Origin of the sequence: Phenylobacterium sp. (assembly GCF_965229015.1) — a bacterium.
Lineage (GTDB): Bacteria > Pseudomonadota > Alphaproteobacteria > Caulobacterales > Caulobacteraceae > Phenylobacterium.
In genome coordinates this window covers 2,525,361-2,538,450 of record NZ_CBDDIM010000001.1, presented here as the reverse complement: position 1 = coordinate 2,538,450, position 13,090 = coordinate 2,525,361, and the positions used below count along the sequence as shown (strand labels likewise).

General features: G+C 67.2%; 16 protein-coding genes. 7 read left to right on the top strand and 9 right to left on the bottom strand.

Going from position 1 to position 13,090, the window contains the following annotated elements:
• The first annotated feature begins 1 nt into the window (after position 1).
• Complete coding sequence (locus ACO06I_RS12740) at positions 2 to 1,777, top strand: DUF885 domain-containing protein (protein WP_421932942.1); 1,776 nt, start codon at positions 2 to 4, stop codon at positions 1,775 to 1,777.
• Between the two features lie 48 nt (positions 1,778 to 1,825).
• On the opposite strand, the gene ACO06I_RS12735 is transcribed toward ACO06I_RS12740, so the two are convergent.
• Positions 1,826 to 2,185, bottom strand: coding sequence for a DUF4440 domain-containing protein (locus tag ACO06I_RS12735; RefSeq protein ID WP_421932941.1), 360 nt, complete (start codon positions 2,183 to 2,185; stop codon positions 1,826 to 1,828).
• 119 nt (positions 2,186 to 2,304) lie between these two features.
• Between ACO06I_RS12735 and ACO06I_RS12730 the strand changes: the two genes are divergently transcribed.
• Together ACO06I_RS12730 and ACO06I_RS12725 are read left to right on the top strand one after the other, a co-directional pair.
• On the top strand, positions 2,305 to 3,315 hold the full coding sequence (locus ACO06I_RS12730; protein WP_421932940.1) for a zinc-dependent alcohol dehydrogenase family protein: 1,011 nt from the start codon (positions 2,305 to 2,307) through the stop codon (positions 3,313 to 3,315).
• A 294-nt stretch (positions 3,316 to 3,609) separates the two neighbouring features.
• The gene (locus ACO06I_RS12725) at positions 3,610 to 4,176 is read left to right on the top strand and encodes a hypothetical protein (RefSeq protein ID WP_421932939.1); all 567 of its coding nucleotides are present in this window, start codon (positions 3,610 to 3,612) and stop codon (positions 4,174 to 4,176) included.
• A 30-nt stretch (positions 4,177 to 4,206) separates the two neighbouring features.
• On the opposite strand, the gene ACO06I_RS12720 is transcribed toward ACO06I_RS12725, so the two are convergent.
• Together ACO06I_RS12720 and ACO06I_RS12715 are read right to left on the bottom strand one after the other, a co-directional pair.
• A complete protein-coding gene (locus ACO06I_RS12720) occupies positions 4,207 to 4,860 on the bottom strand; it encodes a leucine-rich repeat domain-containing protein (protein ID WP_421932938.1) in 654 nt (217 codons plus the stop codon).
• A 4-nt stretch (positions 4,861 to 4,864) separates the two neighbouring features.
• Positions 4,865 to 5,812 (bottom strand): amidohydrolase family protein, encoded by a 948-nt coding sequence (locus ACO06I_RS12715; RefSeq protein ID WP_421932937.1) that lies wholly within the window; start codon positions 5,810 to 5,812, stop codon positions 4,865 to 4,867.
• Positions 5,813 to 5,920: 108 nt separating this feature from the next.
• Between ACO06I_RS12715 and ACO06I_RS12710 the strand changes: the two genes are divergently transcribed.
• Positions 5,921 to 6,946 (top strand): lysine-2,3-aminomutase-like protein, encoded by a 1,026-nt coding sequence (locus ACO06I_RS12710; RefSeq protein ID WP_421932936.1) that lies wholly within the window; start codon positions 5,921 to 5,923, stop codon positions 6,944 to 6,946.
• Here ACO06I_RS12710 and ACO06I_RS12705 read toward each other — a convergent pair whose 3' ends face one another.
• The 3 genes from ACO06I_RS12705 to ACO06I_RS12695 form a co-directional block, all read right to left on the bottom strand.
• Positions 6,947 to 7,366, bottom strand: coding sequence for a CBS domain-containing protein (locus ACO06I_RS12705; protein ID WP_421932935.1), 420 nt, complete (start codon positions 7,364 to 7,366; stop codon positions 6,947 to 6,949). It lies immediately after the preceding gene.
• Between the two features lie 133 nt (positions 7,367 to 7,499).
• On the bottom strand, positions 7,500 to 7,730 hold the full coding sequence (locus tag ACO06I_RS12700; RefSeq protein ID WP_421932934.1) for a hypothetical protein: 231 nt from the start codon (positions 7,728 to 7,730) through the stop codon (positions 7,500 to 7,502).
• A 75-nt stretch (positions 7,731 to 7,805) separates the two neighbouring features.
• Positions 7,806 to 8,420, bottom strand: coding sequence for a hypothetical protein (locus ACO06I_RS12695; protein ID WP_421932933.1), 615 nt, complete (start codon positions 8,418 to 8,420; stop codon positions 7,806 to 7,808).
• 205 nt (positions 8,421 to 8,625) lie between these two features.
• Here ACO06I_RS12695 and ACO06I_RS12690 point away from each other — a divergent pair, with 205 nt between their 5' ends.
• Entirely contained in the window at positions 8,626 to 8,901 is a 276-nt protein-coding gene (locus ACO06I_RS12690; protein ID WP_421932932.1) for a hypothetical protein, read from the top strand.
• Positions 8,902 to 8,914: 13 nt separating this feature from the next.
• Here ACO06I_RS12690 and ACO06I_RS12685 read toward each other — a convergent pair whose 3' ends face one another.
• The gene (locus ACO06I_RS12685) at positions 8,915 to 9,091 is read right to left on the bottom strand and encodes a hypothetical protein (RefSeq protein ID WP_421932931.1); all 177 of its coding nucleotides are present in this window, start codon (positions 9,089 to 9,091) and stop codon (positions 8,915 to 8,917) included.
• A gap of 162 nt (positions 9,092 to 9,253) precedes the next feature.
• Positions 9,254 to 9,673 carry a PaaI family thioesterase gene (locus ACO06I_RS12680; protein ID WP_421932930.1) on the bottom strand — a complete coding sequence of 140 codons (420 nt, stop codon included), beginning with the start codon at positions 9,671 to 9,673 and terminating at the stop codon, positions 9,254 to 9,256.
• Between the two features lie 230 nt (positions 9,674 to 9,903).
• Here ACO06I_RS12680 and ACO06I_RS12675 point away from each other — a divergent pair, with 230 nt between their 5' ends.
• Together ACO06I_RS12675 and ACO06I_RS12670 are read left to right on the top strand one after the other, a co-directional pair.
• Positions 9,904 to 10,845: a retron St85 family effector protein gene (locus ACO06I_RS12675; protein ID WP_421932929.1), complete on the top strand. Its 942-nt coding sequence runs from the start codon at positions 9,904 to 9,906 to the stop codon at positions 10,843 to 10,845.
• Positions 10,842 to 11,810, top strand: coding sequence for a retron St85 family RNA-directed DNA polymerase (locus ACO06I_RS12670; protein WP_421932928.1), 969 nt, complete (start codon positions 10,842 to 10,844; stop codon positions 11,808 to 11,810). Before ACO06I_RS12675 ends, ACO06I_RS12670 begins: the two co-directional genes overlap by 4 nt.
• Positions 11,811 to 11,878: 68 nt before the next feature.
• On the opposite strand, the gene ACO06I_RS12665 is transcribed toward ACO06I_RS12670, so the two are convergent.
• Positions 11,879 to 12,967 (bottom strand): acyl-CoA dehydrogenase family protein, encoded by a 1,089-nt coding sequence (locus ACO06I_RS12665; RefSeq protein ID WP_421932927.1) that lies wholly within the window; start codon positions 12,965 to 12,967, stop codon positions 11,879 to 11,881.
• Positions 12,968 to 13,090 lie beyond the last annotated feature (123 nt).

Here is a 13,090-nt window from a genome sequence, read left to right as displayed (position 1 = left end):
CATGCCCCACTTCTCCCGCCGCACCCTGCTCGGCATGACCGCCGCCGCCCCCTTCACCTTCGGGGCGCTCGCCCAGGCCGCCACCCCGGCCGACGCGAAGTTCGAGGCCCTGGCCAAGGGCTGGGTCGACGCCTCCATGCGCCTGTCCCCGGTCAGCGCCACCCAGATCGGCGATCACCGCTTCGATAGCGAGATCGACGACATGGGCCCCAAGGGCCGCGCCGCGGTGGTCAAGCTGGCCGGCGAGACCCTGGCGGCCCTGCAGGCGACCCCGCGCGCGGCGCTGTCGCGCGCCAACCAGGTGGACGCCGCCATCCTGGAGAACCAGGTCCGCAGCGATCTCTGGACCACCCAGACCCTGCAGCCCTGGGCCTGGGACCCGCTCGTCTGGAACGCCGTGGCCGGCGGCGCCCTCTACACCCTGACGGCCCGCGAGTTCGCCCCCCTTGAGACGCGCCTGCGCAGCGCCACGGCGCGGATGGAGAAGCTGCCGGCCCTGCTGGCCCAGGCCCGCGCCGACCTCGTCCCCGCCCGCGTGCCGAAGATCCACGCCGACACCGTGGTGGGCCAGAACAAGGGTCTCCACTCCCTGGTGGACGGCGTCGTGGCCGACGCCGGCAAGCTGCCCCCCGCCGACCGCGCCCGCCTGGAGGCCGCCGCCAAGACCTGCAAGGCCGCCATCGACGAGCACCAGAAGTGGCTCGAGACCGTGCTGGTCCCGGCCGCCAAGGGCGACTTCCGCCTGGGCGCCGAACTCTATGACGCCAAGCTGGCCTTCGCGCTCAACTCGCCGCTGAGCCGCGCCGAGATCAAGACCCGGGCCCTGGCCGAAATGACCGCCCTGCGGGCCACCATGTACGACATCTCGGCAAAGTTCCTGGCCGGCAAGCCGAACGCCCCGCTCACGCCCGCCAATCCCACCGACGCGCAGCGCCAGGCCGCCATCGAGGCGGCGCTGGAATACGCCTATGCCAAGAAGCCGGCGCGCACCAAGCTGGTGGAGGCCGCCGAGGCCTGCCTGGTCCAGGCCACCGCCTTCGTCCGTGAAAAGAACATCGTCACCGTCCCCAGCGACCCGGTGAAGATCGGCCTGGTGCCGGAGTTCCAGCGCGGCGTCGCCGTGGCCTATTGCGATGCGCCCGGCCCCCTCGATAAGGGCCAGCAGACCTATTACAAGATCTCGCCCATCCCCGACGACTGGACCGACGCCCAGGCCGATAGCTTCCTGCGCGAATACAACAGCCTGGGCATCCAGGAGGTCACCGTCCACGAGGCCATGCCCGGCCACTACCTCCAGCTCGCCCACGCCAACGCCTACCCCTCCGTCCTGCGCGCCGTGCTCTCGTCAGGCCCCTTCGTGGAGGGCTGGGCCTGCTACGCCGAGGACGTCATGGCCGACGAGGGCTACCTGGACCGCGACCCCCTCTACCTGCTGGTCCACCTCAAGCTCCAGCTGCGGGTCTGCGCCAACGCCCTGCTGGACCAGGCCGTCCATGTCGACAACATCAGCCGCGAGGACGCCATGAAGCTTATGACCGTCCAGGCCTTCCAGCAGGAACGCGAGGCCGCCGGCAAATGGGTCCGCGCCCAGCTCAGCCAGGCCCAGCTGCCCACCTATTTCGTCGGCTGGGAGGAGCACAAGGCCCTGCGCAAGCAGGCGGAAGCCAAGTGGGGCAAGAGCTTCACCCTGAAGCGCTACCACGACGGCATCCTCGCCTACGGCTCGCCCCCCGCGCGCTTCGCCGGCCAGCTGCTGTTCGATCTGCCGATCGCCTAACCCAAACCCGCTCGTCCCCGCTTTCGCGGGGATGAGCGGAAGGGGAGGCTAGCCCTTCTCCGCCGGAATTTCCGTCTGCTGGTGCGCCGCCAGTTTCCAGCCGTCGTCCCGCTTTACATAGGTGCTGCTGACCCGGGCCCTGTGCGCCGCCCCGTCCTTGCGGGTCGCCTCGGCGTCATAGGCTGTCACCGCCACCGTATCGGCCAGGCGCACGAACCCGGTCGGCGTCAGCTTCACGTCCTTCCAGCGGCCCTTCTCGGCGGTCTTGGCGATCGCCTCGCGGGCCATCACCGCCGCCATACCGGCGAACACCACCAGGCAGGTCTCGTCGGCATGCTGTTCGTAGGACTCCGGGCCGCCAGTCCAGAACAGCTCTTCGAGGGCGAGAAGGTCGGTTTCGAGGGACATGGGCGGACTCCTGGGTTCGGAGACCAACAGTCCGTGAGAGGCGAGGTTCCGGCCTTGCGTTCCCTGAGGGGAGCCGCGCCTCACTGACCCGCGACATTTCAGAACGAGGCGACGACCCCATGAAGGCCATCCAGACCGTCCACCCCACGGGCCTCGACACCCTGCGCTACGCCGATATCGCCGACGCCAAGCCCCCCGGCCCCGGCGAGATCAGCGTCCGCCTGCGCGCCAGCTCGCTGAACTATCACGACTACATGGTGGTCCTGGGCGCGATCCCGACGCCGGAGGGTCGCATCCCCATGTCCGACGGCGCCGGCGAGGTGACGGCGGTGGGCGAGGGGGTCAAGGAATTCGCGGTCGGCGACCTGGTGGTCTCCACCTTCTTCCCGGCCTGGCTGGACGGGGTCGATGCGCCGGACGGCGGCTTCTCCGGCGTGCCCGGCGACGGCGCCGACGGCTATGCCCGCGAGGCGATCACCACCGCGGCCACCTCCTTCACCCACGCCCCCAAGGGCTGGACCGCCGCCGAGGCCGCCACCGTCACCTGCGCCGGCGTCACCGCCTGGCGCGCCCTGGTGGCCGACGGCCAGCTCAAGGGCGGCGAGACCGTGCTCGTGCAGGGCACCGGCGGGGTCTCCATCTACGGTCTGCAGATCGCCAAGGCCTATGGCTGCACCGTCATCGCCACCTCCTCCTCCGACGCCAAGCTGGAGCGGCTGAAGGCGCTGGGGGCCGACCACCTGATCAACTACAAGTCCGAGCCCGCCTGGGGCGCGGCGGCGGCCAAGCTCACCGGCGGCCGCGGCGTCGACCACATCCTGGAGATCGGCGGCTCGGGCACCCTGCCGGAGTCCATCAACGCCACCCGCAACGGCGGCCACATCGCCGTGATCGGCGTCCTGGCGGGCTATGCCGGCCCGATCCCCACCGTGGCCATCATGGGCAAGCAGCTGAAGGTCCAGGGCCTGACGGTCGGCAGCCGCCGCCACCAGCTGGACCTGATCCGCGCCATCGACGTCGCCGGCTACCGCCCGGTGCTGGACAAGCACTTCCCCCTGGAAAACCTCGCCGACGCCTTCCGCCATCAGGCCTCCAACACCCACTTCGGCAAGATCGTGGTGGATATCTAGGCGAGACCGAGCGCCATACGATCCTCCCCCAGCGCGCCAGCGCGATGTGGGGGAGGTGGCGCGGACCGCAGGTCCGTGACGGAGGGGGATCGACGTAGTCGATCTCTTCGACTCCGAAACAAGCGTCAAAGTCCCCCTCAGTCAGCTTCGCTGACAGCTCCCCCAGAGGGGGAGCATCTCGAGCGTCGACAGCCCTCGCGCCCCAGGTTGTGCGCCCCCCGCAAATACAGCCAGGGCGGAGTCGCCCGACACCTCATGTTCTGCGTTTGTTCCAGGATCGGAGCAGGCCCGTCCATGAGCGAGTACATCCCGCCGCCCAAGGGCTGGCGCGTCTTCAACGGCGAGCTGGTCCCCGACCCCACCCTCTGGGGCTACATGCACCGCCGGCAGATGGTTCGCGGCGCCTGCTACACCCGCGACTGCCGGCGCAACTACAACCTCGACGTCGAACTGCTGCTGCGGCGCGGCTACGCCCATGTTTCGATGAAGGAGATCCAGCGCCAGCTGCTCTGCCACATGCCCGGCGGCTGCCGCATGACCTTCCGCGACGAGAAGGAGGGCTCGGGCCTGCCCCTGTCGGTCCTGGCGGCCAATCGCGAGGTCCGCATCCTCTTCCGCTGCGGCGGCTGCCGGTGGGAGAAGTCGGTCACCCCGGCCCAGGCCATCGCCCAGCTGGTGGCCGCCAAGACCGGAACCTCCAGCACCCTGCACACCGAACTGACCAGCAAGACCACCAAGCCCTGCCCCAAATGCGCCGCCGCCAACTGGACCTGCGAGGTCCGCTGGCCCACCGCCCCGAACGACAAGACCTACGGCCAGCGCCGCCTGGAGGACCTGGCGGCCGAGCGCGGGCGGCGGTGAGGGGTAGGGACGGGTAGGGCCTCTCCGTCCTCACCGATAGATCGCGCACCCCCGCGCCTCGAGGTCGGCGAACCAGGGCGGCAGCTCCAGGGCCACCCAGCGCAGGTCCAGCTTCTCCAGCCGGGGCAGGTCCGCCAGGGCGTCGGGCAGGCTCGTCAGGGGGTTGCCGCGCAGGTCCAGCTGCCGCAGCTCCGTCACGTCCCCGATCGCCGCGGGCAGGGTCGTCAGCCGGTTGTTGCGCAGGTGCAGCTCCCGCAGGTTCTTAAGCCGCCCGAGGCTATCGGGGATCCTCGTCAGCCGGGCGTCGGTGATCCGCAGCTCCAGCAGCCCGGCCATCGCCGTCACCACCTCGGGAAACATCTCGAACGGGTTCTCGCTGAGGTTCAGGTACCGCAGCTGGGTCATCCGCGCGAGGGAGGCGGGCAGGGCGGTCAGCCGGTTGTCGTGCAGGTAGAGGAAGTCCGCCAGCCCCTCGATCTCCCCCAGCGCCTCGGGCAGCTCGGTGAGCGCATTGTGCCCCAGGTCCAGCATCCGCAGGGCCGTCAGCCGCCCGATCCCGTCGGGCAGGGCGCTCAGCCCGTTGTCGGCCAGGACCAGGGTCTCCAGGTCCGTCCGGTCCCACAGCCAGTCGGGCGCGGCGCCGAGGTTCTGCTCCCAGAGCGACAGGTCCCGGCCCTCGCCCATCCCCCTACAGCCCCAACACCCGCGCCGCGTTGCCGCCCATCCACTTGGCCCGCACCTCGGCCTTCAGGGGCAGCTCGTCGGTCTCGGCCACCAGCTGGACCAGGGGGACCATCGAGGTGCCCCAGCCGGAGCCGAAGATGATCTTGTCCTGGAGCCCCCGCGCTCCGTAGTAGATCAGCGCCTCGTAGCCCGCCCCCGGCGAGAGCATGTACTTCACCCGGCGGCAGGCGAAGTCGATGTAGACGTTCCGGTGACGGCCGGCGATCGCCACCATGTCGGGAATCCAGGGATAGCCGCCGAGGCCCGAGACGATCCTCAGGTCCGGGAAGGCGATGGCCAGTTCGTCGATATATTTCGGGTGGGCGTAGTCGTAGGGGCGGTCCGACAGCAGGTGGACGCCGACGGTGATCCGTACCGGGATGTTCAGCTCCACGCACTTGGCGAGGAAGGGCCGGTAGGCGGGATCGTTGATGTAGCGCTGCTCGCGGTAGGAACTGATCTCGAAGCCCTTCACGCCGAGCTCGCGCACCCCATGCTCCAGCTTGGCGACCCCGGCCTCGCCCTCGTCGCCCCAGATGCGGAACCAGGGGATCAGGCGGTCGGGATATTGCGCGGCGAAGGCGGCGACGTCCTCGTTGGAGGCCCGGCGGCCCGCATTGCCGATGCAGGCCATGGCCACGCCGGCCTGGTCCAGCATGGCGATGACCGCCTCGTGGCTCATGGCCTTGGTCATGTCGACCTCGCAGAGCTTCAGCGCCAGCGCCGTCAGGCCGATGGTCTGTTTGGCCTCGTTGAACTCCTCCAGGGACATGCCGATCTGGGCGGCCCAGCCGGGCGCCATCTGCTGGGCGTAGCCCTCCTTGTCGAAGCCGCGGCCGGACTTGATGAGCCGCACGGTGTCCTCGACGGCCTCCTTGGTGGGGGTGTCGCACTCGAAGTCGATGATCTGCATCGGGGGTCTCTTTGAAAATGACGTCGCCTGAGAATCCGCCAGACGTGCCACGGCCCAGCTCCCCCCACAAGTTGCCGCCGGGGCCCGTTTGCGTCATAGGGGCGGCCCGTGACCCCCACCCTCCGCACCCTTCCGGCCCTGATTGAAGCCGGCCTCCTCGAGGCCGAGCGCCTGCCCGCCCTGGAGCGGGTGGCGGCGCAGTACGCGGTGGCCATCACCCCGGCCATGGCCGACCTGATGGACGACCCCCATATCGCCCGCCAGTTCCTGCCCGACCTGGCCGAGCTCACCGTCCTGCCCGGCGAGGACGCCGATCCGGTGGGGGACTTGAGCCACATGCCGGTGGAGGGGATCGTCCACCGCTATCCCGACCGGGTGCTGCTGAAGGTCACCCACACCTGCGCGGTCTATTGCCGGTTCTGTTTCCGCCGCGAGATGGTGGGGCCGACGGGCGAGGTCGCGGCCCTCTCACCCCGGGCCCTGGACGCGGCCATCGCCTATATCGCCGCCCATCCCGAGATCTGGGAGGTGATCCTCACCGGCGGCGATCCCCTGGTGCTGTCGCCGCGCCGCCTGGCCGACATCCTGGGACGCCTGGGGAGGATCGAGCATGTGAAGGTGCTGCGGATCCACACCCGCGTCCCGGCCGTCGATCCGGCCGCCGTCACCGATGAGCTGGTGGCCGCCCTCAAGGTCGCGCCCCAGGCCCTCTATGTCGCCCTGCACGCCAACCACGCCGCCGAGCTGACCCCGGCGGCGCGGGCCGCCTGCGCGCGCCTGGTGGACGCCGGCATCCCCATGGTCGGCCAGACGGTGCTGCTGAAGGGGGTCAATGACGATCCGGCCGTGCTGGAGGCCCTGCTGCGGGCCATGGTGGAGAGCCGGATCAAGCCCTATTACCTGCACCACGGCGACCTGGCGCGCGGCACCAGCCACCTGCGCACCACCCTGGCCGAGGGCCAGGCGGTGATGCGGAGCTTGCGCGGCCGGCTCTCGGGCCTGGCCCAGCCGACCTATGTCCTGGATATCCCCGGCGGCCACGGCAAGGTGCCCGTGGGGCCGGACTATCTGGGCAATGACGGGCAGGTGGAGGACCCCGACGGGACCCTCCACCCCTATCCGCCGAAGCCGTAACTAGGCGTCGTTGTCGGTGGAGATCTCTTCGAGGGTCTTGCCCACCACCTTGGCGCCGTAGTCCACGGCGATGTCGCCCAGGCTCAGGATGCCCACCAGCTTGCCGGTGTCGTTGGCCACGACGAGGCGGCGGATCTGGTGACTGGCCATCTGGGCCGCGGCGTCGGCCAGGTTGTCGTCTTCCTTGCAGGTCTGGACCTCGCCGCTCATCACGTCGCTGACCGGGGTGGAGAGCTGGCCGCCCTTGGCCACCACCTGCAGGACGATGTCGCGGTCGGTGATCAGGCCGACGACCTTGCCGTCCTCGACGATCGGCACGGCGCCTGAGTCGATGTTCAGCATGATCCCGGCGACCTTCTGCACGCTGTCGGCCGGCGCGGCGGTCACCACCTGGGCGGTCATGGCTTCACTGACTTTCATGGGGGGTCGTCCTTTGTGTGGGGGAGCAGACACCAGAACCCGCCGCGCGCCCAGGCGTTCCCCGGAGGCGCTTGGGCGGCTGGCGTCCCCTCGAGGTCCTGGTCACCGGCCATCCGCCCGATCTGGGCCGGGCCTAGGAGGGCCGCTCGGTCTGGCGCAGGGCGTGGCGGAACATCAGCACGCCCACGGCCACCAGCAGGGTCCCCACCGCCGGCAGCAGCAGGCTGGCGGGCATGCCCAGGGTGAACAGCATCCGGGCCCAGTCGTCGTCGGTGCGGTAGGCCGCCGTCAGGGCGAAGACCGCCACGGCCAGCCCCACCAGGGCGGTGACGATGGCGGCGAGCTTGTAGACCAGGTTGCCCATGGCGCGTCTCCCGATAGGCCCCGATCCTGCGGGCCCGCGCCGGCGCCCGCCTTGACCTCCGTCAAGGGCCGCCCGTCAGAGCCGGGTGCGGTAGAGCTTGGGCGTCAGCCGCCCGATGCGGCCCTCCAGCCGCTCCACCGCCCGCTTGGCGGCGGCCAGATCGAAGGGGTCGACGCGGTCCACCACCTGGTCGATGTCGAGCTGCAAAACCAGCCTCTGGCGGGCGCGGGCGCGCTCGTACATGGCGCGGAACTCCGGCCTCTGGCGCAGCCAGCGATAGACCATCCTCGGGGTCGGCAGGCGCCGATCGCCGGCCATCTGCGCCAGGGTCATCCCCGCCGCCACCGCCTCGCAGAAGGCCCAGGCGCGGCACAGGGTGTAGCGGCTCCTCTGGCCGCCCTTGGGCAGGCCCTTGCCGAACCGGATCGCATAGTCCCGCCGCTGGGCCGCCACATCATCCCGCGACCACAGGGTGTTCACCGCCAGCACCCGGCGGACCTCCGCATAGTCGGCGGCGAAGTCCTCGTGCATCCTCAGCCACCGATAGAGGGTCGCCCGGCAGGGCATCTCCGGATCGGCGACGATGGAGGTGATCGTCTCCCCCACCTCCACCCGGGCCAGGATCACCCGCCCGATCGAGGGCCGATAGGCCGAGGGCTTCCACCCGCCCGTATGGTCGAAATCCGGCACGAGGCGATCCCGCGGATGCCGCCACGGGTTGCCCGGCCCCCAATCCTCATCGAACTTGGACACCCGCCAAGCCTGCCACGGACCCGCCGAAAAATCGAACAAAAGAGGAACAAAATGCGCGGGCCCGGTCGCCGCCGGGCCGCCGGGGGGCCTTGCCCCGCGCGGGACGGAGCCTCATCTTTCCGGGGCGTGGAGGATGGAAGCCATGAGCGACGCGGTCGGCCCCGGCGATCTGGTCATATGCGTCAATGTCGCCCCCAACCATGCCACGGGCCGGCCGGTGCCCCTGGTCGCCGGGGAGAGCTACCGCGTCCTCGCCGTCATGGAGTTCGCCTGCCCCTGCGGCCGCTCCGACGCCCTGCTGGATGTCGGGGTCGACTTCGCCTGGTGCCAGACCCGCTTCCGCCTGCTGCCCAAGCCCAAGGCCCAGACCCGCACCCGCCGCGTCACCGCGCCCAAGGAGCTGGAGCCGGTGGACTGAGCCGCCGCCGGGATCAGCGGGCCGGCGGCGCCGGGCAGAAGGCCGCCGTCATGTCGTCGGCCTGCGGGCAGGCGATGAAGCCGTCGATCATCTTCAGCCGTATGGAGCCCGGCGCAACGGCGCCATAGCGCGCCCGCGCGGCCTTCAGCGCCACGGCGTCCCCGCGCGGGAAGGCCAGGGTGGCGGCCACATCCCGAAACCTAGTACTCCCAAATCCGCTCCTCCCCGCGAAAGCGGGGACCCAGGCTTTTTCTCCGTTCTGAAAGCCAGGCGCCTGCTCGGAAGCGGCAAACCAAAGACACCTGGGTCCCCGCTTTCGCGGGGATGAGCGGAAAGAAACGGTCAGGTGGGGTTACGCGCCCGTCGCCGCCCGCGCCGCCCCCTCGACCCGGGCGCGATCCATCAGCCGCACGGTGGAGGAGGCCTTGGCCAGGACGGCGCCCGACGCGTCGGTCAGCCGCCCCTCCAGGAAACAGACCGAGCGCCCCTGCCGCTCCACCCAGCCCTCGGCGATCACCAGGCCGGGCCGCGCCGGCGCGAAGAAGCTGACCTTCAGCTCCAGGGACATCGGCGTCACCTCACCGCCGGCGGCGCTGATCGCCGCGTGCGCCATGGCCGCGTCGATCCAGCCGGAGATAAAGCCCCCCTGCACCACCCCGCCCGAGTGGCACATATGAGCCCCCGCCACATACTCGATCACCGCGCGGCCGTCGGCGTTCGACACCACGCGCTGCTGGCCGAGGGTTTCGTTGAGGGAGCGGATGACGGTCATGGGCCCACCAGTATTGATAGATGCAAGCTACCTTGACACCGCTCGGGACGGTACTACCGTGAGTGTGCTTACGCGAGAAGCACTCTCGAGTGCTTGGTCCGGCGTTTCTCCGGACATCATCTACCTGCTGAGTTTTATTGCCCCGAAAGAGCGCGATATCCAATCGCCCTTACGGGACGCTCCGCTCGATAGCATATCCCGCTCTTTCGGGTCTCTTGAGGTAAGCTCGCTTGCTCGACTGGTTTGCGGAACACCTGGACGCGGATAGTATTCGCGTCCAGGCACCGTCCGCAGTTGTATTTCTATGCGGGGGGGAAAAGTCCGACATAGGGGTCCCCATACCCCTGTCGCTTCGGGATGCGTTTCTCAAAATTGCAAACAACCCGGCAATGCAGGACAGGCATGTGGTCCTCGCGGAAGATATAAACGTCTTCTATCTGTCTCGGGCCGACTACCGAGATTTATTAGCATTCGAAACTGATCTCGCACAAATTTGCGAGCTCATTATCCTTTTCTCAGAGAGTGAAGGTAGCCATGCGGAGCTCGGCGCCTTCTCCATGGTCGATGAAATATCCGAGCGGCTACTCGTAATACTTCGAGACCGGCACTACGAGGATGAATCTTTCATAAAGCTTGGGCCTCTTCTGTCTCTACAAAACAAGTATGGAGAGGGGGTAGTCTATGTTCTGGATGATCAAGATATTGGGATGAACGGGAATTCGGCGCGAGACGTCCGGATTGACGTGGTCCGCGATCGCCTTCAGGCACCCATTGTTCGAAGACTATCTCAGATTCGAGATCCATCAACATTCAACTCTGAGAAGTCGGGACATGTAATAAAGCTAATTGTCGCTCTAATACAGGAATTCGGTGCTCTAACTATAGCCGAGATTGAAATCCTTTTGATTTCCGCTGGCGTTCTGAAATCCCAGGCCGAGATTAGCGGATATCTTCTCTGTGCGGAGGTGGTTGAATGGGTGGTCCCGCTAACTAAGGGGGCGAGGAGATACTTCTTTGCGAGGCCGACAGGAGACGCGGCGCAGCTGAGGCTCAGAGCGGAAGCGGGCGATCGTGATAAAAATCGGAGACGAATTCTAATACGAAAGTATTGGGAAGAAAATGATCCGGATCGATACCGGGGTATAGTTCAGGTCTCCGGAGTAAATCCGTGAGTGAACTTCTGCCAATCCTGATTAACGCGACCGGACTTCATGAATTCGGTATACAAAGGGTGGTGCAAAACGCCCCATCACGGTATAAAGTATTCCCAATTAAGAAAAGAGATGGTGGAAGACGCCTTATTGCGCAACCTGCCAGAGAGGTGAAAATCCTCCAACGCGCATTGATCACAGAAGTCCTTAGTGCGCTACCGGTGCATCCAGCTGCTATGGCCTATCGAACTGGCGTCTCCATCCGGCAAAATGCCGCGGTTCATGCTGGTGCAGGGCCGATACTAAAGTTCGATTTTAGCGAATTCTTTCCGTCGATACGGTCGAGCGATTGGGAGGCCTATTGCGACAAGCATGGGTTGCTGGCGAACCCGGTCGATCGGCTGATGAGCACGCGAATTTTGTTCCATCGAGCGAAGGGGAGTTCGGTGCTGCGTCTAGCTATTGGCGCTCCATCATCGCCAATTCTTTCAAATATTCTGATGTATGAATTTGATTGTGCTGTAACCGACATGATCGAAGGTGGCCATGTTGCCTATTCTCGATATGCCGACGACCTGACTTTTTCAGCACCAAGAACTGGTTATTTGAACGGCATCGAGAAGCAGCTTCGAGGAGTCCTTCGAAAGATGGCAAACCCCAAGCTCAAACTGAACGACACGAAAACCACGCTGGCGACGAGGAGATATCGCCGCGAAGTGACGGGGCTTGTCCTTACCAACGACGGCGCAGTTTCGCTTGGTCGCGAAAAGAAGCGGCTAATTCGCGCCGCCTTGCATCGCGAGAAGCTCGGCTTGCTTACACAGCGCGAGAGGGAGCATCTCTGCGGCATGCTAGCCTACGTAAATGCCGTCGAACCCACGTTCTTGGTTCGCATGGAAGCTCGGTACGGTCCGGAGCTGTTGGCATCCGTGAAGCGGCAGGTGCGGGAAGTTGAGCCTCGCGCTCGGGCGATACCTGAGCTTTAAGCCCCAAAAGAAAAACCCCGCCGGCTCACACCGACGGGGTCTCTCAATCACTAGCTCAGCGAAGCTGTTTAATAGCCCTGGATCTTGGCGTACCGGTCGCGGTGGAACGCCTGGTTCCCAAACGCCGCTTCCGCCGCGCGAGCGCGCTTGAGGTAGAAGCCGGCGTCGTGGGCGTCGGTCATGCCGATGCCGCCGTGCATCTGGACCATCTCGTTGGAGACCAGGTGGAAGGTGTCGCCCATCTTGGCCTTGGCCAGGGAGACGAGTTCCGGCACGTCGGGGGTGCCGGCGTCGATCGCCTGGAGGGCGGCTTCGACGGCCGAGCGGGCCAGTTCCAGATCGGTGAACATCTTGGCCGCGCGGTGCTGCAGGGCCTGGAAGGAGCCGATCACCTGGCCGAACTGCACGCGGACCTTGAGGTAGTCCAGGGTGGTCTCGAAGGCCTGGACGGCGGCCCCCAGCATCTCGGCCGACAGGGCGGCGCGGACGCGGTCGAGGACCTTTTCCACCAGCTCGGCGCCGCCGGTCAGGGGCTCGGCGGCCGCGCCCTTGAACTCGATATTGGCCGCGCCGCGGCTGTCGGCCAGGGCCAGACGCTTGCGGCTGACGCCGGCGTCATCGCCACGGACCAGGTAGAGGCCCACGCCGTCCGGGCCCTTGGCCGAGACGATCAGGACGTCGGCCTTGAAGCCCTCCAGCACGAAGGTCTTCGTGCCGGTGATCTTGCCGCCCGAGAAGGTGGTGTCGACCTTGTCGGGGTTGTGGTGGGCGCCTTCGTCGACGGCGAGCGCGCCGACGGCGGTGCCCTCGGCGATCTTCGGCAGCCACTCGGACTTCTGGGCGTCGGTGCCGCCCAGGACCAGGGCCGAGGCCGCGCCGACGGCGGAGACCAGCAGCGGGGAGGCGGTGAGCGTGCGGCCCAGCTCTTCCAGGATCAGGCCGATGGACAGGTAGCCGAAGTCGGACCCGCCGTATTCCTCGGGGATGATCACCCCGGCCCAGCCCATCTCGGCCATTTCGTTCCAGGCGGCGGCGTCGTAGCCGATGTCCACGCCGCTATCGCGCATCTTGCGGAAGGCGGTGACCGGGCTCTTTTCCTGGGTCCAGCTCTTCGCGGCGTCGCGGAGCATGCTCTGTTCTTCGTTCAGAACGGCCATTTCAAATAATTCCCTATTGAATCTCGAAGTTGGTTTGTTTTGCGAAAGCGGGGGTCCCCTCCCACGTCATCCCGGCCGAAGCGAAGCGGAGAGCCGGGACCCAGGGGGGATTGCTCCGGCCCC

Coding starts and splice junctions, on each gene's coding strand:
- ACO06I_RS12720 (WP_421932938.1), bottom strand. CDS start 4,860: ATGGGCGAGGGCCGGGACCTGTCGCTCTGGGAGCAGAACCTCGGCGCC.
- ACO06I_RS12665 (WP_421932927.1), bottom strand. CDS start 12,967: ATGGCCGTTCTGAACGAAGAACAGAGCATGCTCCGCGACGCCGCGAAG.
- ACO06I_RS12730 (WP_421932940.1), top strand. CDS start 2,305: ATGAAGGCCATCCAGACCGTCCACCCCACGGGCCTCGACACCCTGCGC.
- ACO06I_RS12740 (WP_421932942.1), top strand. CDS start 2: ATGCCCCACTTCTCCCGCCGCACCCTGCTCGGCATGACCGCCGCCGCC.
- ACO06I_RS12715 (WP_421932937.1), bottom strand. CDS start 5,812: ATGCAGATCATCGACTTCGAGTGCGACACCCCCACCAAGGAGGCCGTC.
- ACO06I_RS12690 (WP_421932932.1), top strand. CDS start 8,626: ATGAGCGACGCGGTCGGCCCCGGCGATCTGGTCATATGCGTCAATGTC.
- ACO06I_RS12680 (WP_421932930.1), bottom strand. CDS start 9,673: ATGACCGTCATCCGCTCCCTCAACGAAACCCTCGGCCAGCAGCGCGTG.
- ACO06I_RS12735 (WP_421932941.1), bottom strand. CDS start 2,185: ATGTCCCTCGAAACCGACCTTCTCGCCCTCGAAGAGCTGTTCTGGACT.
- ACO06I_RS12725 (WP_421932939.1), top strand. CDS start 3,610: ATGAGCGAGTACATCCCGCCGCCCAAGGGCTGGCGCGTCTTCAACGGC.
- ACO06I_RS12700 (WP_421932934.1), bottom strand. CDS start 7,730: ATGGGCAACCTGGTCTACAAGCTCGCCGCCATCGTCACCGCCCTGGTG.
- ACO06I_RS12705 (WP_421932935.1), bottom strand. CDS start 7,366: ATGAAAGTCAGTGAAGCCATGACCGCCCAGGTGGTGACCGCCGCGCCG.